This is a genomic window from Acinetobacter sp. 70_2, from assembly GCF_056736115.1.
On record NZ_JBWZIP010000012.1, the window covers coordinates 225,630 to 245,311 of the forward strand.

25 protein-coding genes and 1 tRNA gene are annotated in these 19,682 nt (G+C 38.3%); 14 read left to right on the forward strand and 12 right to left on the reverse strand.

Features of this window, described 5'->3' with window-relative positions:
- Positions 1-5: 5 nt before the first annotated feature.
- Positions 6-956: a homoserine kinase gene (locus AC1PJ9_RS04890; protein WP_311087205.1), complete on the reverse strand. Its 951-nt coding sequence runs from the start codon at positions 954-956 to the stop codon at positions 6-8.
- Positions 957-1,068: 112 nt separating this feature from the next.
- Here AC1PJ9_RS04890 and hisF point away from each other — a divergent pair, with 112 nt between their 5' ends.
- On the forward strand, positions 1,069-1,827 hold the full coding sequence (hisF, locus tag AC1PJ9_RS04895) for an imidazole glycerol phosphate synthase subunit HisF (RefSeq protein WP_000880078.1): 759 nt from the start codon (positions 1,069-1,071) through the stop codon (positions 1,825-1,827).
- Positions 1,828-1,868: 41 nt separating this feature from the next.
- On the opposite strand, the gene AC1PJ9_RS04900 is transcribed toward hisF, so the two are convergent.
- Positions 1,869-2,507, reverse strand: coding sequence for a hypothetical protein (locus tag AC1PJ9_RS04900; RefSeq protein ID WP_263614765.1), 639 nt, complete (start codon positions 2,505-2,507; stop codon positions 1,869-1,871).
- A gap of 109 nt (positions 2,508-2,616) precedes the next feature.
- On the opposite strand from AC1PJ9_RS04900, the gene AC1PJ9_RS04905 reads away from it, so the two are divergent.
- From AC1PJ9_RS04905 to AC1PJ9_RS04915, 3 genes are all read left to right on the forward strand, one after another.
- Positions 2,617-3,621 (forward strand): AraC family transcriptional regulator, encoded by a 1,005-nt coding sequence (locus tag AC1PJ9_RS04905; RefSeq protein WP_263614766.1) that lies wholly within the window; start codon positions 2,617-2,619, stop codon positions 3,619-3,621.
- 132 nt (positions 3,622-3,753) lie between these two features.
- On the forward strand, positions 3,754-4,443 hold the full coding sequence (aqpZ, locus tag AC1PJ9_RS04910) for an aquaporin Z (protein WP_263614767.1): 690 nt from the start codon (positions 3,754-3,756) through the stop codon (positions 4,441-4,443).
- A 41-nt stretch (positions 4,444-4,484) separates the two neighbouring features.
- On the forward strand, positions 4,485-4,619 hold the full coding sequence (locus AC1PJ9_RS04915) for a hypothetical protein (RefSeq protein ID WP_206216715.1): 135 nt from the start codon (positions 4,485-4,487) through the stop codon (positions 4,617-4,619).
- A gap of 40 nt (positions 4,620-4,659) precedes the next feature.
- Here the strand turns inward: AC1PJ9_RS04915 and AC1PJ9_RS04920 are convergent, their stop codons facing one another.
- From AC1PJ9_RS04920 to AC1PJ9_RS04930, 3 genes are all read right to left on the reverse strand, one after another.
- Positions 4,660-4,902 (reverse strand): hypothetical protein, encoded by a 243-nt coding sequence (locus tag AC1PJ9_RS04920; protein ID WP_263614768.1) that lies wholly within the window; start codon positions 4,900-4,902, stop codon positions 4,660-4,662.
- A 44-nt stretch (positions 4,903-4,946) separates the two neighbouring features.
- Positions 4,947-5,546 carry a LysE family translocator gene (locus AC1PJ9_RS04925; RefSeq protein ID WP_263614769.1) on the reverse strand — a complete coding sequence of 200 codons (600 nt, stop codon included), beginning with the start codon at positions 5,544-5,546 and terminating at the stop codon, positions 4,947-4,949.
- Between the two features lie 94 nt (positions 5,547-5,640).
- A complete protein-coding gene (locus tag AC1PJ9_RS04930; protein WP_016803782.1) occupies positions 5,641-6,723 on the reverse strand; it encodes a DNA/RNA non-specific endonuclease in 1,083 nt (360 codons plus the stop codon).
- A 255-nt stretch (positions 6,724-6,978) separates the two neighbouring features.
- Between AC1PJ9_RS04930 and AC1PJ9_RS04935 the strand changes: the two genes are divergently transcribed.
- Positions 6,979-7,398, forward strand: a complete 420-nt coding sequence (locus AC1PJ9_RS04935; RefSeq protein WP_311087206.1) for a hypothetical protein — start codon at positions 6,979-6,981, stop codon at positions 7,396-7,398.
- A 57-nt stretch (positions 7,399-7,455) separates the two neighbouring features.
- Here the strand turns inward: AC1PJ9_RS04935 and AC1PJ9_RS04940 are convergent, their stop codons facing one another.
- Positions 7,456-9,333, reverse strand: a complete 1,878-nt coding sequence (locus AC1PJ9_RS04940; protein ID WP_311087207.1) for a potassium transporter Kup — start codon at positions 9,331-9,333, stop codon at positions 7,456-7,458.
- A gap of 117 nt (positions 9,334-9,450) precedes the next feature.
- Between AC1PJ9_RS04940 and AC1PJ9_RS04945 the strand changes: the two genes are divergently transcribed.
- The 3 genes from AC1PJ9_RS04945 to elbB all read left to right on the forward strand — a co-directional run bounded on the left by AC1PJ9_RS04945 (position 9,451) and on the right by elbB (position 11,243).
- Positions 9,451-9,540: transfer RNA gene (locus tag AC1PJ9_RS04945), tRNA-Ser, on the forward strand.
- A gap of 137 nt (positions 9,541-9,677) precedes the next feature.
- Positions 9,678-10,490, forward strand: a complete 813-nt coding sequence (locus AC1PJ9_RS04950) for a helix-turn-helix transcriptional regulator (protein ID WP_311087208.1) — start codon at positions 9,678-9,680, stop codon at positions 10,488-10,490.
- A gap of 90 nt (positions 10,491-10,580) precedes the next feature.
- Complete coding sequence (elbB, locus tag AC1PJ9_RS04955) at positions 10,581-11,243, forward strand: isoprenoid biosynthesis glyoxalase ElbB (RefSeq protein ID WP_311087209.1); 663 nt, start codon at positions 10,581-10,583, stop codon at positions 11,241-11,243.
- 55 nt (positions 11,244-11,298) lie between these two features.
- Here the strand turns inward: elbB and AC1PJ9_RS04960 are convergent, their stop codons facing one another.
- The 4 genes from AC1PJ9_RS04960 to AC1PJ9_RS04975 all read right to left on the reverse strand — a co-directional run bounded on the left by AC1PJ9_RS04960 (position 11,299) and on the right by AC1PJ9_RS04975 (position 13,855).
- Complete coding sequence (locus AC1PJ9_RS04960) at positions 11,299-11,640, reverse strand: DHCW motif cupin fold protein (RefSeq protein ID WP_311087210.1); 342 nt, start codon at positions 11,638-11,640, stop codon at positions 11,299-11,301.
- Positions 11,641-11,719: 79 nt separating this feature from the next.
- A complete protein-coding gene (locus AC1PJ9_RS04965; RefSeq protein WP_311087211.1) occupies positions 11,720-12,178 on the reverse strand; it encodes a hypothetical protein in 459 nt (152 codons plus the stop codon).
- On the reverse strand, positions 12,172-13,128 hold the full coding sequence (locus AC1PJ9_RS04970) for an AbaSI family restriction endonuclease (protein ID WP_311087212.1): 957 nt from the start codon (positions 13,126-13,128) through the stop codon (positions 12,172-12,174). Before AC1PJ9_RS04970 ends, AC1PJ9_RS04965 begins: the two co-directional genes overlap by 7 nt.
- 169 nt (positions 13,129-13,297) lie before the next feature.
- Positions 13,298-13,855 carry an NAD(P)H-dependent oxidoreductase gene (locus AC1PJ9_RS04975; protein WP_004705070.1) on the reverse strand — a complete coding sequence of 186 codons (558 nt, stop codon included), beginning with the start codon at positions 13,853-13,855 and terminating at the stop codon, positions 13,298-13,300.
- Between the two features lie 116 nt (positions 13,856-13,971).
- Between AC1PJ9_RS04975 and AC1PJ9_RS04980 the strand changes: the two genes are divergently transcribed.
- From AC1PJ9_RS04980 to AC1PJ9_RS04990, 3 genes are read left to right on the forward strand one after another with little or no spacing between them, the layout of a single operon-like run.
- Complete coding sequence (locus AC1PJ9_RS04980) at positions 13,972-14,307, forward strand: winged helix-turn-helix transcriptional regulator (protein WP_005300806.1); 336 nt, start codon at positions 13,972-13,974, stop codon at positions 14,305-14,307.
- A 27-nt stretch (positions 14,308-14,334) separates the two neighbouring features.
- Complete coding sequence (locus AC1PJ9_RS04985; protein ID WP_086261306.1) at positions 14,335-14,553, forward strand: DUF6500 family protein; 219 nt, start codon at positions 14,335-14,337, stop codon at positions 14,551-14,553.
- Positions 14,543-15,325, forward strand: coding sequence for an SH3 domain-containing protein (locus AC1PJ9_RS04990; protein WP_311087213.1), 783 nt, complete (start codon positions 14,543-14,545; stop codon positions 15,323-15,325). Before AC1PJ9_RS04985 ends, AC1PJ9_RS04990 begins: the two co-directional genes overlap by 11 nt.
- Positions 15,326-15,410: 85 nt before the next feature.
- On the opposite strand, the gene AC1PJ9_RS04995 is transcribed toward AC1PJ9_RS04990, so the two are convergent.
- Positions 15,411-15,725, reverse strand: coding sequence for a winged helix-turn-helix transcriptional regulator (locus tag AC1PJ9_RS04995; protein WP_000654309.1), 315 nt, complete (start codon positions 15,723-15,725; stop codon positions 15,411-15,413).
- A gap of 111 nt (positions 15,726-15,836) precedes the next feature.
- On the opposite strand from AC1PJ9_RS04995, the gene AC1PJ9_RS05000 reads away from it, so the two are divergent.
- Entirely contained in the window at positions 15,837-16,253 is a 417-nt protein-coding gene (locus AC1PJ9_RS05000; protein WP_311087214.1) for a carboxymuconolactone decarboxylase family protein, read from the forward strand.
- A 54-nt stretch (positions 16,254-16,307) separates the two neighbouring features.
- On the opposite strand, the gene AC1PJ9_RS05005 is transcribed toward AC1PJ9_RS05000, so the two are convergent.
- Positions 16,308-16,859, reverse strand: coding sequence for a TetR/AcrR family transcriptional regulator (locus AC1PJ9_RS05005; protein WP_311087215.1), 552 nt, complete (start codon positions 16,857-16,859; stop codon positions 16,308-16,310).
- 774 nt (positions 16,860-17,633) lie between these two features.
- Between AC1PJ9_RS05005 and AC1PJ9_RS05010 the strand changes: the two genes are divergently transcribed.
- Positions 17,634-18,536 (forward strand): helix-turn-helix domain-containing protein, encoded by a 903-nt coding sequence (locus AC1PJ9_RS05010; RefSeq protein WP_311087216.1) that lies wholly within the window; start codon positions 17,634-17,636, stop codon positions 18,534-18,536.
- Between the two features lie 112 nt (positions 18,537-18,648).
- Complete coding sequence (locus tag AC1PJ9_RS05015; RefSeq protein ID WP_311087217.1) at positions 18,649-19,650, forward strand: aldo/keto reductase; 1,002 nt, start codon at positions 18,649-18,651, stop codon at positions 19,648-19,650.
- Positions 19,651-19,682: the final 32 nt, after the last annotated feature.

Here is a 19,682-nt window from a genome sequence, read left to right on the forward strand (position 1 = left end):
TCCTTTTATGCTTTTACATGACTTAAACGGTCTTGCATCATTGCTCGCATTTCTTGCGGGTCTTTTTGCAAAATGTCGTCGCCAGTACGTCCTTCTTCTTTATTTTTTTGAGCAACTTGCAAGCGCATTGACCAAAAACGGCATGCGGCCATTGCTAAAAATACATCTAAACATTCAACTTCATCGGAAGTAAGCACACGAACTTTTTGGTATGCCGCTAAGTAAGCTGCCACTTTGTCTAAGTTTAAATGTGCTGCTGGATATTCGGTACAAAAATCATTGATGGTAATCGCAATATCAAATAGTAATTCGTCTTGATTTAACTCGTAAAAGTCTAAAATACCTTGTAATTGGTCACCTTCAAACAACGTATTGTCGCGGAACAAATCAGAGTGAATAAAACCTGTTGGTCGATTTGAGTACTGCGCTGTTTTAGCATTAAAAGCTTGATAGACCTGCTCAAGTAAAGCTTGATCATCTTTAGACATATTTGGCTTAAGCTGTTCTGCAACACCTGTCCAGTATTGATGATCGCGTCGATATTCACGTTCAAGCGGAAAGTCTTGTAAAGCCACATGCAGTTTCGCCTGTGCATCTGCAATTGCGGCAACTTGAGCTACTGTGGTTTGCATGGGATGATCACCCATGAGACGTGGTGCAATCTGTGCAGGCTTGTCTGCAATCACGTGAACCGCTTGTCCACTGTGTTTTAACGGCACAGCAACAGGTACATCATGAGTGCCCAATTGTTCGAGTACAGGAATAAGTTCGCCTGCCCCTTTGGCATCTAACTCTTCAAACACGGTAAGTACATATTGTTTACGGTTTACATCTACCAAAAAATAATTGGTGTTTTGAATACCTCCCTGAATTGGGTTCAGCTCCAACACCTCTAATCCATAAGGTGCAGCAAAGGTGCGAACTTCATCTAAACTCAAAGGGGTATAAACCGACATGGAAAACCTGCAAAAAACATCTGTGAAGTTTGATAGAATACCTCTTCCCTCCATGAAGGTGTAGCGCCTGTGTAGGAACTTTCACCAACGGCGATTATTTTTGGAAAAAGCTATGCTTGCTAAACGTATTATTCCTTGCCTAGACGTTGATAACGGACGCGTAGTTAAAGGCGTTCAATTCCTCGATATTCGTGATGCGGGCGACCCTGTTGAAGTGGCACGTCGCTATAACGAACAAGGTGCAGACGAAATTACTTTCTTAGACATTACCGCTACACATCATGGACGCGACACTACTTACCGTACTGTTGAACGTATGGCCGAGACTGTATTTGTGCCATTAACTGTTGGTGGTGGTGTCCGTAAGGTTGAAGATATTCGTGCGTTATTAAATGCAGGTGCAGACAAAGTGAGTATTAACTCGGCTGCCGTATTTAACCCTGAATTTGTTCAAGAAGCTTCTCAACACTTTGGCGCACAATGTATTGTGGTTGCGATTGATGCCAAGAAAACTGGTGACAACAAATGGGAAATCTTTACTCACGGTGGTCGTAAACCAACGGGTATTGATGCCATTGAATGGGCTGTGAAAATGGCTGACTACGGTGCGGGTGAGTTACTTATTACGAGTATGGACGCTGACGGTACTAAAGCAGGTTACGATATTGCGTTAATGCGTGCTATTAATGACCGCGTGACCATTCCAACAATTGCTTCAGGCGGTGTAGGTAACTTACAACACCTTGCAGACGGTATTTTACAAGGTGGTGCAGATGCCGTATTGGCTGCAAGTATTTTCCACTTTGGTCAATATACGATTCCAGAGGCTAAACAATATTTAGCTGAACAAGGCATCGAAATGCGCTTGTAAGCTTATTGATATTTAAAGGGGCAATATGCCCCTTTAATTTTTTATGCAGCGCCATCGACCGAATTTAAGTCGTTAACCAGTTGAGGTTTTTCTTTTTTCTCGACCCATTTTGCAGGAAAGATTTTTTCTAGTGCTTGAGACAGTGGTCTAGCAAGCGCAGTAGGTAACCGTATACCCAAAGGGTTTTGTTCTTTTAAATCTGCCGAAGATACCACACGTGTTCCCATCACATAATCAAACCAAGGCTTAGTCACACACCAATTGGCATCTTGATTAGAGTTCATATGGTGATCGTAGTGCCACGGGATTTTACGCTTTGCCCAGTCAGGCTCTAAATGTGCACGGCGATGAATATAATAATAATTACCAGCACTGTACCAAGCTGCAAGTGCCATACCTTTTGAAAATGGATAGAAAATTGCGCTTGAAACAGTTGCCACCACAGCAAGCGAAATTAACTCATTTTTAGTTCGCCAGTTGCCAACGCCCTCCACATAGCAATCATCATGAAATTGCTGTTTACGGACTTCACGATGGTGTGCCCAATGTGACTCCATGCTTTTTGGCACGGGGCTATAGCGCGGTTGTCCAGCACGGTGTACACCATGCAATATATATTTATGCGCCACCCATTCAAATGCATTTGCAACCGCAATTCCGGCAATAAAACCTTTTAACATCACCTAACTCCTTTTTCTTTTTATTGAGCATATAAAATTCGTTATGCTAGGTATTGACCAGAATTTATGGTTTCATTGACAAATCACGACAAGAAAGAGGTGGTCACGGATGCCACAACTAAAAAATTATACAGGCTCGGTGTATGGAGGGCTGGGGCATCTATTAAAAGCTTATTGCGAAGCAAATGAGTTAGCTATTCCTAAACAATTAGAACACATTCAAAATCTGGAACGCTTTGACTACGTCGTTTGGCGCGACTTGTTAGAAGTCATTTATAAACTGGACCCAAAGCCGGGATTAGGTCTAGAAATTGCCAAATATGTGCAACCCAAACACTTAGGGATTATTGCCTACCTTGCTCTCTCTTGCGATAACTTAGGTGAAGCTTTAATTCGTTATCATGACTTTCACCGTCTGATTTATGACGGTAGCCCATTAGTGGTTGAGCTATATGAAGAATATGCTTCTATTCGCTGGGAGGCGACTGAGTTACACCCTACTCAGCTTACTGATGAAATCGCGATTGCGCTGGTCATTCAGTTCTTACGTCTTTTTATGTCTCATGAAGATGTACATGTACATGAGGTACGTTTCTTAAATACTGCCCCTAAAAATATCAGGGTGTACGAGCAGTACTTTCAATGTCCCGTTCGTTTTAGCCAGCCACGTACCGAGTTACTTATTCCAATTACCGAAATTCATAAACCGCTTAGCAGCGCTGACCACACTCTACAACAGTTATTGGTTCAGCAAGCCCAAGCACTGTTAGAACAATTACCAAATTCGACTCAACTTGATCAACGTTTACAGCATTCAATTTTGACTGGCTTACAAAAAAATCAGTACCAAATTGAATATATTGCTACTCAATTAGGCTTGTCTGTTCGGCAACTGCAAAGACACTTACAGCAGCAAAACACCACCTTTCAGGAACGCGTACAGCAAGTGCGCTTTATGCTGGCAACCGAATATTTAAAAGATCCGCATTTAAGCTTGCAAGAGATTGCGCTTTTACTGTGTTACTCAGAACAAAGTGCTTTTCAAAGAGCATTTAAACATTGGACCAATCAAACACCACAACAATGGAGAGTTCAATTTTTAGACAAAGAATAACCAACCAAAACTTACAAATCTTTTCTTGATTAAAACAACACTGAAAACAAAAATTTCATATAGTCACATGCTTAATTTTTTGTGACATATTTCACATTAATTAAAAAATAGATCAATAGATGAGTAATCACAATGAATAAATATTTTGCTGAATTCTTAGGTACGTTTTGGCTAGTCTTTGGTGGTTGTGGTAGCGCAGTGTTAGCCGCAGCTTTCCCTGAACTTGGTATTGGCTTTGCAGGTGTAGCCCTTGCCTTTGGTTTAACCGTACTCACTGGTGCTTATGCTCTCGGGCATATCTCTGGTGGACATTTTAACCCCGCGGTCAGTGTCGGTCTTTGGGTCGGCGGCCGTTTCGATATTAAAGATTTAATTCCTTATATTGTTGCACAAGTGGTTGGTGCAACTGCTGCTGCATTTGTTCTCTATATTATCGCTCAAGGTCAAGCTGGCTTTACTGGTGTGGGCGGTTTTGCTTCAAATGGTTTTGGTGATTTATCGCCAAATAAATTTGGTCTAGGTTCTGCTTTTATTATTGAAGTGGTACTTACTGCGTTCTTCTTAATCATTATTTTAGGATCAACACATGGTCGTGCACCTGCTGGTTTTGCACCTATTGCGATTGGTCTTGGATTAACGCTTATTCACTTAATCAGTATTCCAGTTACAAATACTTCGGTGAACCCTGCACGTAGTACAGGTGTTGCATTCTTTGCTCAAACTGGTGCTTTAAGTCAGTTGTGGTTGTTCTGGGTAGCGCCGATTTTAGGTGCTGTAATTGGTGCGATTATTTATAAGGTGGTTGCTGGAGATAAGGATTAACTTTTCTTAGACTCAATCTACTATCGCGGAGGGTGACATGGATGTCACCTGTTGAGCAGGGGTACATGGATGTACCCTCTGATCAACAAAGCCTTTTGTTTACTTTTGGGCTTTCAAAAGTAAAAAATGTCTATACACATTCAATAAAATTCAACGTGGTATTAAAGACTGTATGACAGCATGATCATGCTAAATATCATGTATAGCATACATAAATTATAAAAACGGATTATTCACTTCTTGTTCAGCTGGACGTTCAATTTTCTCAGGCAATTCTTCTTTTTCCAAAGCTACAACCACATCGTTTAAAAAGCTCTGTAGTGCCTTTGCCTGCTCTAACCCGACTTTGTCTTTAGTAATTTGCAAATTGCCATAAATGCTCACGCAATCGACATCATTTTCTAATGTTAAATCTTCAATTGAAGAAGACTCTGTACCCTTTTCAAATGGCTTAAACATAAGTGTGTCTCGTTGTTATATCTTCACAGTGTAATACGATCAATTTAAAAAAAATCAATCAAAATTAAAAGTGCCGATAAAATTAAAAAAGCGCCCATCAAGATATTAAAATATTTCAAACGGCTGCCCTGATTGAGCACCACTGAAAATTTATCACCGCAGAATCCCCAAAAGAACAAACATACATAACAGGTGAAAAAATAAATAACAATAAAGACTGGCAACGCCTGTGGGTTTTCAATGCTGGTAAACATGGTAATACCCGATACACAGGCTAACCATGCTTTAGGGTTCAGCCACTGTAGCAAGAACCCATCTTTAAAATTGGGAATAATCATCTGTTCTACAGGAACACTCGAAATAGAAATGTTTGCAGCAGAAAGAATAATTTTAATCCCGATATAGCAAACAAATAGCGTTCCACAAACTGCAAGAATTTTTAAGACAACTGGAAATTGAGTTAATACACTTTGCAGGCCAAATGCCATAAAAATCAAAAGCAAGGTAAAGCCAATGGTGGCACCTGAAATGTAGGGAAGTGATCTTTTTAGACCGTGATTTAAGCTGGTTGATAAAATAACGGTATTGACGGGACCTGGGGTAATGGACATGGCAAAAGAAAAAAGAAACATCGAGGCAAACATTGTTATTGTCCTTATTCGAATAAGATGAACAGACAGATCTGTATATTCATCTTATTGTATTGAATAAGAACTGCGCAATACTTCCTACAAATGCTTATTTAATGATTTGCAAGAAATAGTTCACTAAGGCTTCTACTAATTGTTTCACAATAGCTTTTCTAGTTTCTTCATCAATACTTGGAACTTTTGATTCCATAGGTTCAGAAGACGTACTTTTCTGCTTTTTAAACTGGTCTTGTAATGCGTGAATCTGATCTGTACTTAAGTCTCGTTCACACTGGCTTTCTCCGTCCCAGTGTAAATAATCTAGCTTCTGATTTGGCTTAACTTGGCTAGATGTTAACGGCAGACGATAAACATTACGTTTTTGTTGTTCGGTAAGTTGAGGAAATAGGTTAATTCCCAGCTTTTCTTCCAAATAACAAACACTCACGACTTTAACCTGCTGCGAGTTGTTATTTGGTGCGTAGTAAGCGCCAATTGCGCCTGTTTTAGGATAATAAACAGCCTTATACACTGCGCTTGGAACGAGGACACCACGACCAATCGTTTTGAGTCGTTGACCTTCAAAAATTGGTCCCGTCACGATATATGCATCTTGCTTTTGCTTAGTAACCACAGCACGTGTAGCGTCTTCAAGCTTACGCCAAACTTCCTGATTATTTTTAGGGGCCTGCGGAACCATATTACTGAGCGAGAAGCTATCGTATTGCGAGTCTTTAGTTGGCATATCACCATTTGGAGACATGTGCCCACGGTCATAGCCTGAGCCACGATAATCGCTTAACAATGAACGGTGACGCTCAGGAACACGTGTTTCTTCGTGGAAATTATCTTCACGCTTAATTTTAGTGCTTAAACGTTCAGGACTAAGATATTCAGCTGACCATAACGGCGTTTTAGACATCCCTGAGTACAAAACATTGAAGCCATTAAAGCACAGCGGATAACTGTCTTTTTTTAAGCTGTCTTTATTTAAAGCAGGTGGAATTTCGCGATAAAACTGGTTTAGACAAGTCGAGTTGGTACTTAAAGGCGAAAACCACTGTGAAATTTTTTCACCACCAAAAGCGAAGGCAAAACTTCCTGCTGCCACTCCGGCAAGTACAATTTTGCCAAAATGCTCACTTAAAGAAAAATCACCGAAGATGCCTGAACTACTTTTTTTACTAGCCATGTTTCTATCAATACCACTGTCCACACGCAGCTTAACAATCCTGCTTTTTTAAGTATATCGCTTATCTTTCAAATGGTTAAAACATGGTCATCTTTTTTGTAACTCCATTTCCCCTTACGTAACAATCTGTTGGGATTGTGAGGAACTTTCACTATTGAATTGGGTTAATTGCGTATCTTTCATTGAAAAGCCCTCATGCCTTATGACATGGTTAGCTCCACAAATTTGGATAAAAATATAAACGGAGTCCATTTAATGATCCATTCAAAGATTATTGGTATTGGCGTAATTGCTGGACTGTGCAGTATGGCAGCCCTAGCTGAACCTGCTGTTCAACCAGGTGAAACTTTAGAAAGTTTGTCTAAAGTAAAAGTCACTACAACCGTCAATGGGCAACCTGGCTCTATTAGTGATTTAGTTAAAAGTGGTCAAGTACAACCTGTTTCTGCTCCACCAACAGGCGCAGCACCTACTGGTGCACCTATTCCAGCTGATGTACCTCCTGCTCCTCCGGCAGATGTACCACCAGCGCCTCCTGCGGGCGGTGAAATGGCTGCTCCAGCGCCACAAGACCCAAATACACCACCGCCACCAGCTGACCCGAATCAGTCAGCAGACCCAATGGCAAAAGAGGGTGCATTGCCAGCAGATGCACCGATGTCACAAGCTCAATAATCAGAGCCATAAAAAAACCAAGACTTATGTCTTGGTTTTTTTATTACATCAAATTTTTTATATTTCGATTTGACTACCTAACTCCACCACACGGTTGGTTGGAATTTGGTAGAAGTCACTCACTGGACTGGTGTTACGCTGCATCGAAATAAACAGCTTTTCTCTCCATGGAGACATACCATCACCCACCGAGTGAACAATACGATCGCGGGAAATAAAGAAGCTGATATGCATTAAGTCATATTCAAGACCTAACTGCTCATAAGCTTGCATAAGCGCTTTTGGCACATTCATTTCATCTTTAAAGCCGTAGAAAATTTTAATACGGTAGAAATGTTCAGCTAAAGCTTCTGTCGTAATACGCTCTTCTGGTGCAACGAATGGCACATCTTCAATCACCACAGTCACCAAGATATTACGCTGATGCAATACTTTGTTGTGCTTAATGTTATGTAGCATGGCATGTGGCACAACGTTTGGTGTACCTGTCATAAACACGGCATCACCCGGCACCCAGTGCACGCTATTACCAATACTTTTCACAAACAAATCTAAAGCTAAAGTGTCATGTTCAAGTTTGGCAAAAGTAAGCTCACGACCACGTTTCCATGTCATTAAGATGGTGACTGCAATACCACCAATGAGTAACGGCACCCAACCACCTGACAACACTTTAAGTGAAGTTGCTGCAACTAAAACCGATTCTAAAATGAAGAATGGAATAATCAGTAACACCACTTTTGGCCAGCTCCATTTCCACGCTGAGTAGATAAAGATTGCAACCAAAATCGTGTCACAGAGCATGGTTAAAGTTACTGCTAAACCATAAGCACTTGCCAAATTTGAGCTGGTTTTGAAAATCAGAATTAAGATAATAATTGCGATTAAAAGTAACCAGTTTAAGAACGGTACATAGATCTGACCTTCTTCAGACTCAGAGGTATGTTTAATACTTAAACGTGGTAAATAACCCAATTGAATCGCTTGACGAGCAAGAGAGAATACCCCAGAAATTACGGCTTGAGAGGCAATCACTGTTGCCATAGTCGCCATAATAATCATTGGGTAAAGTGCCCACTGTGGAACCAGTAAATAGAACGGATTTTCAATTGCCGCAGGGTCACGAAGTAACAATGCACCCTGTCCTGCATAGTTTAAAACTAAGCATGGCAACACCACAAAGAACCACGCAAGACGAATCGGAACTGGTCCAAAATGTCCCATATCGGCATAAAGTGCTTCACCACCTGTCACGGTTAACACCACAGCACCCATCACAAAAAAGGTCATGACTGGATGATGGTAGATAAACTGGATTGCCCAATGCGGACTAAACATGCCGAGTACAATCGGTGTTTGAATGACACTATGAAGGCCTAAAATACCTAAAGAGATAAACCACACAAGCGTAATAGGACCAAAGAATTTACCTACAAAGGCCGTACCATGTTTTTGCACTAAAAATAGCGTGATGATAATGGCAATTGCAATCGGCATAATGAACGGGTCAAAAACATTGGTTGCAATAGACAACCCTTCGACCGCCGACAATACCGAAATTGCTGGGGTAATAATGCCGTCACCAAAGAACAGTGATGCCCCAATGAAACCAATAGCAATCATGTAGATTTTTTTATTGTCGGCAATTTTTGCTTTACGCAAATTCAATGCGAGTAAGGCCATGATACCGCCTTCGCCATTGTTGTCTGCACGCATGACAATTGCGACATACTTGATGCTGATAATCAGCATTAAGCACCAAAAAATAATGGATAAAATTCCTAATACGTTTTCAGGCTGAATTCCCAAACCATGGGCAGCATGGAAGGACTCTTTCAAGGCATAGAGCGGACTCGTTCCGATGTCTCCAAAGACCACCCCAAGAGCTGCCAAAGCCGTGGCAGGCAAGGTCGCTTTTTTGGCCGTATTTTGCATTGTGTAATTAAACCAATAGATTTTTAGCGCAATCTTATCACCTCTATTATTTTTTTTCTGTAATGCTCGTCTTAAATCTTGGCAGAACCTGATTTTTTAGTTACTATCGCACGCCTTGGTGAGGTGTCCGAGTGGCTGAAGGAGCACGCCTGGAAAGTGTGTATACGTTTGCGCGTATCGAGGGTTCGAATCCCTCTCTCACCGCCAGAATTCAAATTTAAAGAAGCTTAAACTTAATGGGTTTAGGCTTTTTTTATTGGCTCAAACATTAAAAATAGCCAAAAAAATATTGATAATTTTTATATCCATCACAACGCCTAAATTTAAGTAAATATTTAAATTCAATGCAGAATCTTATTTCTTTAGCTAAAAAAAGCCTGCTCGAGCATCGCAACTTAAACCTGCCTTTTGCGGTCTATTCAGCTTACCAAGAGCAAAAAATCACAAACGTTCCAATTTCTAAGCCATTGCTGATTATTGTTTTGAGTGGATACAAAGAACTTGGAAAAACTGAAAATATTAAGTGTGATGCTGGTTCTTTTATTTTTTTAGCCAACAGCTCCAGCATTGATATGCGTAATATTCCAGATCAAGAAGAATATTTCGCTCTTCTTATCGAGTTTGATTTTGAAGATTTTAACGATCTTACTCAAAGCTCGGGTAGTTCTCTGAACTATGTTCAAGGCCAGCTTAATTCTCTTTTAGAAAGTGCCCTACATCAGTTTATAGACTTCTCTTTAGTTGCCCCTCCTTCTGCATTTAAATTTAGAAAAAGGGAGCTTTTAGAGCTTATTTATTATTCGGGTTATACCGACATTGCTAAACTCAACATGAATACAAGCTTGAGCGAAAAAGTTCAGGCTTTTATTTCTGATCATTTATCTACAGAACTCACCGCTGAATTTATCGCTGCTCAACTTTTTATGAGTTCATCGACCCTACGAAGAAAACTGAAAAGTGAAGGAAACAGCATTCAAGACATTCGCAATAGAGTACGACTTGGCCATGGGCTGCATCTTATTCAAACCACCAATAACAGCATTGGCAATATTGCATTTGAATGTGGCTATCAATCTCAATCTCGATTTACTGAACAATTTAAAAATTTGTTTGGGATTACCCCACGTGAACTACGTAAAACTAAAATGCTCACTTAGGGCGAATTTATGGCAAATCTGCGTATAAAAAACTTTTAGAAGAAAACTTAAGATCTTTTAGACATTTAAAAAAGGTTCTTAAGCAAGCAAATGAAAAAAGTAGCAGTAATTTTATCGGGTTGTGGTTATTTAGATGGTTCTGAAATTAGAGAGTCTGTTTTAACCCTGTTAGCCTTAGATACAGCAAATATTGAATATCAAATTTTTGCACCCGATGAGCCTTTGTTTCATGTCATCGACCATGTAAGCGGTGAAATAAACCTGACTGAGCGAAGAAATGTTTTACAAGAAGCGGCAAGAATTGCCCGAGGTAAAATTTCACTACTTCATAAACTCGATGCAAATGAATTTGATGGGCTGATTTTGCCGGGTGGCTTTGGTGTCGCAAAAAATTTATCAACGTTTGCCTTTAAAGGTGCAGAAGCAAGAGTACATGGTACGGTAGCTTCAATTTTAAAAGCGTTTCATCAGAGCAAAAAACCGATTGGCGCAATTTGTATTTCGCCTGCACTCTTGGCGCTTACATTTGGAGAGTTACACCCAACTATTACGCTAGGGTCTGACCTTAACATTGCCAAGGAAATTGAAAAAACGGGTTCAATTCACCATGTTTGTCAAACCTCAGAATGTGTGGTCGATCAACAAAATTTATTTGTTACTACCCCTGCCTATATGGATGACCAAGCCCATTTAAAGGATATCTATACAGGAATTACAAGCTTGGTTGATGCCATGACAGCTTTAGCAAATTAAGATGTTAGATGAGGGATAGAAATTTCTATCCCTTATTTGATTACGTTCTTTAAATCTAATCAACGATAAGTAACTTCGCACCATTCAAGCTAAAAGACTGATGGGGTTCCGAGTTATCCCCTACTTGATAACTCATGCCTGAAGTTAAAGTAAATGTTCGCCCGTCTTTCAATCTACTTTCTAGCTCGCCTTCTAGACAAAATAATATGTGTCCTTTTTCACACCAATGGTCTGCTAAATAGTTTGCTGAGTACTCGACAAGCCTTACTCTTATTTTGTTTCCTTCTTCACCAAAAAATTGGGTTTTCCAATAAGCTTTTCCAGTTTCACCGCTATATTCAGAAACTTCTATTTCTTCCCAGTTTGTAATTTGAAATGGAAAAGGCGCGATATTCATAGTTTTTCCAAAGATGCATTATTGTATTTTCAACTTATAGACAAATTTAATTTTTGCAAACGATTTAAAAATCTATTTCTTAAGATCCACTACCTAACTCAGCAACAAGCCACTGAGATTTCGGATCTTTTTTTACAACAGTTACAAAGACAATATAGGTTCCCGCAGGATTACCAGCAAGATCTGCATGTACTGTTTTTATCTTTATGCTAAGTGAAATCATTTTATAAAATTGTTGATAGTAGTCAGGTCTATTTTTTGCTGAGTCGTAACGAACTTTTAGCACTTCTAGAACTTTTGAATCTTTATAAATTTGGGATATTTCAGCATTTCGAATATTTAAGTTCTCGCCTAACCAAACATATTTATATGCTGTAGCTGAGTCTCCATTAGAAAGTGAATTAAAAAAGGATATCGCGGCTCGACTTGCCTGTTCTTTTTCAACGTTAGTCTTTTTCTCGTATGCCTTAAGGACTGCAAATAAACTTAATCCAGCAAGAAGTAGTCCAATAGTTATAAAGATTCTAGACTTTAGCATTTGGCTTCCTTGGGAGAATACGTTTTGACTTCACATGCTACCCGTTTCCAAACCACCCCCTCGTTTAAATCCGCTTTTTGAAACTTATATAAACCCATAAAACGATACATAGCTCGACTATTCAAATTATCTTTAACTCTTGCAAAGACAATTCTTTTCTGTGGACCATTTTTCCACTCTTCTAATTTTTTAAGTGTAATAGTTTCATCTGTCGACTTTTCAGTAATCGTTAAGCCATCAGGCGATATAGTATTAATCCACTCTTTATTTTCATAAAGTCTAGGAAACCAAATTAGGGTATCTTCTTCATACGGATGAATGGCCCCTCCTCTCTGATAATTTTTATAGTTATAACCAAAGCAATTACAGACATCCTTTGTAGTTTTTAGGACCACATTATCAGCAAGGCTGATGCTTCCTAAATCAATATAAGTTTGAGGGTTATATTCTGTTTCTATATTCCATTCTTTAAACTTAAACTCTTCTACCAGCTTATTCTTTGCAATCTTTATTTCTTCTATAATTTTATCAATTTGTTGATGGATGCTCTCTAAATTTTGAGGCTCACCTTCCTGATTTTTATAAACATTCACCCGAAAAATTTTATGACCAGTAATGCTAATAATATCTTCTTCTCTCATAGCATCACTTTCGGTCTGAGAAATACTATAAATTGGTTCATCTGTCAGATTAAGAGAATATTCTATTTTGCTATTTTTTAAAAAGTGATGTCCTTCATCAACTTCAATATGAATACCAAGTTGAGGAAAATATAAATCAGTTAAAGCAATTTTCTTATTTGATAATCTAACAAACTGTTGAGTGACAAATTTTAAAGTAAAGTCGTTAAGTAAATGAATAATTCGACTAACTACATATGCTTCATAACGTTTATTTTTAGTCCGCCCTAATTGTCGAATGACATAATCCGTTAAATCTGAACTAAACATAGCTGAATTTTAATAATTTATAAGTGACGCTGTAATTTTACTCCTCTAAAGTGTATTTGTCGCTTAATTATAAAAGTAAATAGTATTTAAATCATAAGGATACATAGCATTTAAACTATTATTTATAAGGGAAGACCCAAACCCACTCATTTAGGCCTCCTCTTAAAATTTACTCAGACAACGCTAATAACTTCTGAACATACTGAACCGCATTATCCGCTATGTCTTGTTGAGTCGGCACATCGTCATCTTCTGATGGATTTGTGTCTATACCATAAAATGCATGAAGTGGTTGATAGTCTGCCCCAACATATAAAGCTGTTAGCTTAAATGGAGTAAAAATTTGCTCTAAAGAAAGGTTATATCCACCATACTCTGAATAAACTTTTTCTTGCACACCCGCAGACAAAGCCAACATAAACTTTTTATTTTTAAGCTTATCGCCTGTTGAACCATACCCCCAACCATAAGTCACAACTTCATCAATCCATTGTTTCAATAGCGGCGGACAGTTAAACCAATACACTGGGAATTGAAATACTAAATTTTCGTGTTCTTCGACTAGTGCTTGTTCTTTAGCAACGTCAATCACCCCGTCTGGATAGGCTTGATAAATTTGGTGAACCGTAAATTGGTCTGGGTGTTTTTCTAGTTCTTCTACCCATCTTTTATTTACAACAGATTGGTCTATGTGGGGATGGGTAACAATGACTAATGTCTTTTTCATTATGAAAACACTCTTATCGGAAAGTTGATAAATCGATTATAGAAGTGTGCTTTCCTAAATATAAGTACGGTAATTTATGTTATATACTATACTAAAAGATAGTGTAGATTTTAAAAATGACTGAGTGCATTCCTTCATATACACCATTAGAAGATACGGGTTTTGGCTATACCCTTTCTTTGATTAATGGCAAATATAAAATGATTATTATGTATTGGCTGTATGAAAAAAATGTCATGCGTTTTAATGAGATGCAACGCTGCATTGGCAATATTTCGTTTAGAACACTCAGCAATACACTTAAAGAATTGGAAAGAGATGGACTGATTACTCGCAAGGAATATCCTCAAATTCCGCCAAAAGTTGAGTATCGTCTTTCAGAAAAAGGGCAATCTTTAATTCCTTTATTAGATATGATGTGCCAATGGGGCGAGCAAAATAAGCCGTCTTAGTTTTATAGACTTGAAGTGATACTAATTATGAGAAATGAATTAAGAGAAATTTTTATTAAGGGATGCGATGATAAAATTGAAAAGAAGGGAGACAATGTCGGTCTATCTTTTTATGCTTTTTTTAAAAATAAGAATGATAACCCTGAGCTATTGATGGAAGCAGCGCATTGGTGGATTATGGAGCATAAGTTAGATCACTTCGAGAAGGCCATTAAGATTAAACAGATGGTTTTGAGTGAGCAGTAAAAAAATTTTTGAGGGGAAAAATTTGTCTACTCCATTAAATGAAAATAAGGGTTTTACGATTAATCCAGAACTACAAAAAAGTCTTCAAACTATCGCAGAAGCCTTAATTAGTTTTCAAAATGGTCTGATTAATTTTTTGCAAAGACCTGATGTACAAGAAGCTTTAAAAGCTATTCACAAAATTACTGTTCAATTCCATAAATATTTGAATGATCCTAGTGTTCAAAAAAATATAGTACAGTTTCAAAGAAATATTGTTTCTCTTGTAAATAGCCATAGCTTTCAAAAAGAATATTTTAATAATCAATATACAGAATCTACTAATGATTTCACGGTATTTGAAAAAAGCATAAGAGACGAAATCAACTTTTCAGAACAACTTTCTTCTTTTCCATCTGAAGAAGAAAAAACCAAGTTTTTTAATTTTTTTCTACGCTTTATATTTTTAGTTTTTATTTTTCATATCAGCAACTTAGATAAATTCACAGATTTCAGGGAAAGTTACATATTCTATATTAATAATGTTGACTCAAAAGGAGTAACTATTTCCAGAATAAATCTAAGACAAGAGCCATCTTTTGAAAGTGAACCAATTTTAGTACTCCCGAGAAATACTGTTTTAAAAGTTTATCAGGAAACCAATAATGGATGGGTAAAAGTCTCAGTAAATCAGAATAACTTAGATATAGAAGGTTATGTATCAGAAGCCTATATAAAGAAAATTAAAAGTGAATATGATTTTAACTCTATTTTCGACTTAAAAGAGGATTAATCTTTAGCAAACATAAAAGACCAATTCTCATTTAAACTCTTACCCAAATCCAACTTTAAATAATCATGCCCTACCGCAAACAAAACTATCTCGACTTAAGCCATCCGCCTATTTCTTTTAATACATCTACTAATTTTTCTAATTTTCGGCCTTCTTCAGTTAAAGAATATTCAACCTTAACAGGAACTTGTGCATAGACTTCTCTTAAAATAAAGCCTTCTTCTTCTAAAAAACGTAGCTCTAAAGTCAGCATTCTCTGAGAAATATTAGGGATTGCTCTGCGTAACTCATTAAAACGCATGGTTCTTTCTAATAAAAAAGAAATAATGAGCATGCGCCAACGGCCGCCTAACACCGTCATGGCTTCTTCGACTGTACAGCCTGAAATGTTATCTTTCATAGATGATTACTAAGTATAATAAATATACCTACATAACAAAAAAATGCCTAATTTACAACCTATACCTAATTATAAATAATGCTTCTATCTAACCCATCACGGATATTTACTGTGGAATATAAAGAAATTTCAAAGAAAACCATCGGGCATTTATATTCAGCTCATTCATCTATTAGATCTTCAGATTTAGACCCAAAACTAATTGCTTTAGCCGAGTTGCATGTATCTCAAATCAATGGTTGTGCGTATTGTTGTGCTTTTCATTCCAAGGAATTAAGAGACTTTGGCATAGCTCAAGAGGTTATTGACCAAATACCGGGGTATAAACATTCAAAAGCTTTCTCTGAAAAACAAAAAGTCGTTTTAGAGTTTGCATCCGCAATTACCTCTTTAGATGACCCGAAACAAATCGAAGCGAGTCGAAAAAGTTTGGCTCAGCATTTTAGTGAAAAAGAGATTGTAGATTTAACGGCGAGTATTTCTTTAATGGGGGCATTAAACAGACTAAGAATTACCTTAGGCGATTAAGCCCCATACAAATTTTTAAGTTTAAAAAAGGCCTAAAGCTAGGCCTTCCCCCCATCAAACCCTCTCTAAAAAATACTCAAGCAAAGCATCTCTTTCCCTTTCTTCATCTGAACTTAACAGCCCCAGAATTGTGCCATCAATCATAAATACAAATATCTCCGCTTCTGCATAGGAAACCGTTTTTTTGGTTTCCATGAGCAAGCAGAAAATTTCATTTTTAAGCCATCGCCTATATCTGAGTGCGGTTTGGTACGCATTTGGATAAAGCTTTTTAATTTCAAAAATCGCCTTAAACAACAGGTAATACGCGCTTTTTAAGTCAGCATGTAAAAGGTAAATTTGCCTGAGTTGATCAGACAAATCTGCATTTTGATAAAACTCACTCACCATACTCACTTTTTCTTGTAACTGCTCTTTTTGCGTGACCAAACACCTTTCAATAAATCTTTCTTTAGAGTGAAAGTAGTTGTAAAAGGTGCCTTTATTTATTTGAGATTCGGCAATAATTTGGTCTACCCCGACCTTATTAAAGCCATATTGTTTAAATAAATCTGTTGCTATATCAATCACGTGTAATGCCCTACGTGAAGCGTCTAAATTTTTCATGTATACCGCTTAAAATAATTTTTTGTTGTAAATAAAAGAGATAGAAATGCCGTCACTCTTAAATTGAGCGTTAAATACAGGCGTGCAAAAGCAGCACAAAAATGGTGTGCTTGCCTATCTCGGGTTTTATTGTTGCTATGATTTTTTAGTCGTAATGACCTATGGCTTAAAACCTAGAGTCGGTTAAACCGTTTTAAAGACCAGTGCGATGTAGATGTAAAGATTTTGGCGAAGGTTGCCAATGAGAGAGATGAGATAGTACGCATAACGGCGGACTCCTTGTTTTTTTAAAAAGAAATCCTACCAATCACTGCTAAATGATGGTGGCAGGACGAAAGAAGGTTAGCAGACTGGAAAACAAAGAAACCAGCACACCCGAAGGTGTCCCCCTTCCGCCCTACCGTAGAGAAAAAGGGGGCGAACGAGTTCACGACATACAAAACTAAGTTTTGCATATCGGCTTTGTTTAAAACAGGGTCTGCTAAAACCCACTGGCAATGTGGCCAGCAGGCAAAGGATAATCCGCGTGTTTTTGAGTGTCAATGTGATATTGGCTATTCATTTATAAAGATTATTTTTATTTTTCATTGGCCTAGTGATTTAAGAATATATTTTCTTAAAGTTTAGTTTGTCTGCTTATTTCATTATTAATTTACCGTTCATTTTCAAACCTGTTTAAATGAACAGATTGATCGCGCTATAAATAAAAGCTACAGTAAATAAAGTTTGAATTTTATAACTTTAAATAAATTAATAACGGATGCAGGCAAAGACATGGAAACCATACATGATTTTTATCGCCGCTTTTCTTTAACCAGAGATAGCGATTACTCGGTTCCATCAACCTCGTTTGGACATTTTAACGTGTTCCAACGCGATGCCTGCTCGTTTCTCACGCCTTATAGCCGCCGCGATTATTATAAAATTTCACTGGTTTTAGGCACAGGTGAACTTCACTACGCTAACCGCTGGATACGAGTCGACCGCCCTGCTTTACTGTTTTCAAACCCAATGGTTCCCTACGCTTGGGAAATTAATTCGCCCGAACAGGCAGGCTGGTTTTGCCTATTTACCGAAGAGTTTGTAAACCAAGAATCTAGACAAAGCTTTTTAAAAGACTCACCACTGTTTAAGGTCGACGGCGACCCGCTATATTTTTTAAACGACCAACAAGTTGAAGAAATTTCATTTATTTTCAAAAAGATGATGTCTGAAATAAATTCAGACTATATTCATAAATACAACGTTTTAAGAAACTATTTGCACCTACTTGTGCACGAAGCCATGAAAATGCAACCGACCCAACAGTTTGAAAAGCATAGTAATGCTGCAGTTCGGATTTGCCATTTATTCTTTGAGTTATTAGAGCGCCAGTTCCCGATCGACTCTCCCCATTTTCAGCTTAAACTCAAAACCGCAAATGACTATGCCTATGGTTTATCTGTACATGTGAACCATTTAAACCGAGCTGTAAAAGAAGCTACAGGTAAAACCACCTCTGACCATATTAGCTCGCGCATTACGCAAGAAGCCAAAGCGCTGCTACAACACACCAGTTGGAATATTTCCGAAATTGCCTATAGCTTAGGTTTTGAATATTCAGCGTATTTCACCAACTTCTTTAAGAAAAATACGGGATTTTCACCTAAAAAGTTCCGCGAAGACTGTGTGGCCTAAAAACAGATTGTTTGAATTTTATAATTATTGGTTTGAATGTTATACGTCAGTTTGAGCCAAAGCATTTTATAGTTTTTCTACTCAAGTGATTTTGCAAAAAAGAGTGTGAAAAATGAAATATAGAACTTTAGGACAAACAGGCGAAAAAGTATCAGCACTTGGTTTAGGTTGCATGGGAATGAGCTTTGCCTATGGTGCCTCAGACGACACACAAAGCATTGCCACTCTAGAAAAAGCATTAGACCTCGGCATTAACTTTTGGGACACCGCCGACATGTACGGCAACGGCGCAAACGAAGTTTTGCTCTCAAAAGTTTTAGAAAAACATCGCGACAAAGTGTTCTTGGCGACCAAATTTGGCTTTCGTTATAAGGAAGACAACCTTAACCCACAAAACTCTTTAGAGTCTTATATCGACGGCTCTCCAGAGTGGATTAAAGTTGCGGTCGAAAATAGCTTAAAACGCTTAAATACAGACGTGATTGATTTGTATTATGCGCATCGTATTGACCCAAGCGTGCCAGTTGAAGACACCATTGGCGCAATGGCTGACTTGGTCAAACAAGGTAAAGTGCGTTACCTAGGACTTAGTGAAGCATCGGCGGAAACCATTCGTAAAGCACATGCGATTCACCCAATTGCAGCAGTTCAACACGAATATTCATTGCTTACTCGTGAGCTGGAAGATACTCACTTTGAAACCATTCGTGAGTTAGGCATTAGCCTCGTGCCGTATTCACCGCTATCGCGTGGTTTAATCACCAATACGCTTGATGTGGGTAGCCTAGATGAAAACGATTTCCGTCGTCAGTTGCCACGCTACCAAGGCGATAACTGGAAAAATAACCAAAGCTTGGCACAAGCATTTAGTGACTTTGCCCAAAGCAAAAATGCGACAGCGGCTCAACTGGCTTTGGCTTGGATTTTGGCGCAAGGTGACGACATTATTCCAATTCCGGGTACGCGTAAAATCGAGCGCCTTGTAGAAAATGCGGGTGCTGTAGACCTTCATTTAACAGCGGCAGATTTGGCAGAAATTCAAGCGATCATTGCGAGATACCCAAACATGGGCGCACGCTATAACGCTCAGCAACTTGCTGCGGTCAATCACTAATATATAAGCCATAAAAAAGTCCGACTCAGTGT

Excerpts from the sequence above, each read along its gene's own strand:
- AC1PJ9_RS04890 (WP_311087205.1), bottom strand. The coding sequence starts at position 956 with ATGTCGGTTTATACCCCTTTGAGTTTAGATGAAGTTCGCACCTTTGCT.
- hisF (WP_000880078.1), top strand. The coding sequence starts at position 1,069 with ATGCTTGCTAAACGTATTATTCCTTGCCTAGACGTTGATAACGGACGC.
- AC1PJ9_RS04900 (WP_263614765.1), bottom strand. The coding sequence starts at position 2,507 with ATGTTAAAAGGTTTTATTGCCGGAATTGCGGTTGCAAATGCATTTGAA.
- AC1PJ9_RS04905 (WP_263614766.1), top strand. The coding sequence starts at position 2,617 with ATGCCACAACTAAAAAATTATACAGGCTCGGTGTATGGAGGGCTGGGG.
- aqpZ (WP_263614767.1), top strand. The coding sequence starts at position 3,754 with ATGAATAAATATTTTGCTGAATTCTTAGGTACGTTTTGGCTAGTCTTT.
- AC1PJ9_RS04915 (WP_206216715.1), top strand. The coding sequence starts at position 4,485 with ATGTCACCTGTTGAGCAGGGGTACATGGATGTACCCTCTGATCAACAA.
- AC1PJ9_RS04920 (WP_263614768.1), bottom strand. The coding sequence starts at position 4,902 with ATGTTTAAGCCATTTGAAAAGGGTACAGAGTCTTCTTCAATTGAAGAT.
- AC1PJ9_RS04925 (WP_263614769.1), bottom strand. The coding sequence starts at position 5,546 with ATGTTTGCCTCGATGTTTCTTTTTTCTTTTGCCATGTCCATTACCCCA.
- AC1PJ9_RS04930 (WP_016803782.1), bottom strand. The coding sequence starts at position 6,723 with ATGGCTAGTAAAAAAAGTAGTTCAGGCATCTTCGGTGATTTTTCTTTA.
- AC1PJ9_RS04935 (WP_311087206.1), top strand. The coding sequence starts at position 6,979 with ATGATCCATTCAAAGATTATTGGTATTGGCGTAATTGCTGGACTGTGC.
- AC1PJ9_RS04940 (WP_311087207.1), bottom strand. The coding sequence starts at position 9,333 with ATGCAAAATACGGCCAAAAAAGCGACCTTGCCTGCCACGGCTTTGGCA.
- AC1PJ9_RS04950 (WP_311087208.1), top strand. The coding sequence starts at position 9,678 with ATGCAGAATCTTATTTCTTTAGCTAAAAAAAGCCTGCTCGAGCATCGC.
- elbB (WP_311087209.1), top strand. The coding sequence starts at position 10,581 with ATGAAAAAAGTAGCAGTAATTTTATCGGGTTGTGGTTATTTAGATGGT.
- AC1PJ9_RS04960 (WP_311087210.1), bottom strand. The coding sequence starts at position 11,640 with ATGAATATCGCGCCTTTTCCATTTCAAATTACAAACTGGGAAGAAATA.
- AC1PJ9_RS04965 (WP_311087211.1), bottom strand. The coding sequence starts at position 12,178 with ATGCTAAAGTCTAGAATCTTTATAACTATTGGACTACTTCTTGCTGGA.
- AC1PJ9_RS04970 (WP_311087212.1), bottom strand. The coding sequence starts at position 13,128 with ATGTTTAGTTCAGATTTAACGGATTATGTCATTCGACAATTAGGGCGG.
- AC1PJ9_RS04975 (WP_004705070.1), bottom strand. The coding sequence starts at position 13,855 with ATGAAAAAGACATTAGTCATTGTTACCCATCCCCACATAGACCAATCT.
- AC1PJ9_RS04980 (WP_005300806.1), top strand. The coding sequence starts at position 13,972 with ATGACTGAGTGCATTCCTTCATATACACCATTAGAAGATACGGGTTTT.
- AC1PJ9_RS04985 (WP_086261306.1), top strand. The coding sequence starts at position 14,335 with ATGAGAAATGAATTAAGAGAAATTTTTATTAAGGGATGCGATGATAAA.
- AC1PJ9_RS04995 (WP_000654309.1), bottom strand. The coding sequence starts at position 15,725 with ATGAAAGATAACATTTCAGGCTGTACAGTCGAAGAAGCCATGACGGTG.
- AC1PJ9_RS05005 (WP_311087215.1), bottom strand. The coding sequence starts at position 16,859 with ATGAAAAATTTAGACGCTTCACGTAGGGCATTACACGTGATTGATATA.
- AC1PJ9_RS05010 (WP_311087216.1), top strand. The coding sequence starts at position 17,634 with ATGGAAACCATACATGATTTTTATCGCCGCTTTTCTTTAACCAGAGAT.
- AC1PJ9_RS05015 (WP_311087217.1), top strand. The coding sequence starts at position 18,649 with ATGAAATATAGAACTTTAGGACAAACAGGCGAAAAAGTATCAGCACTT.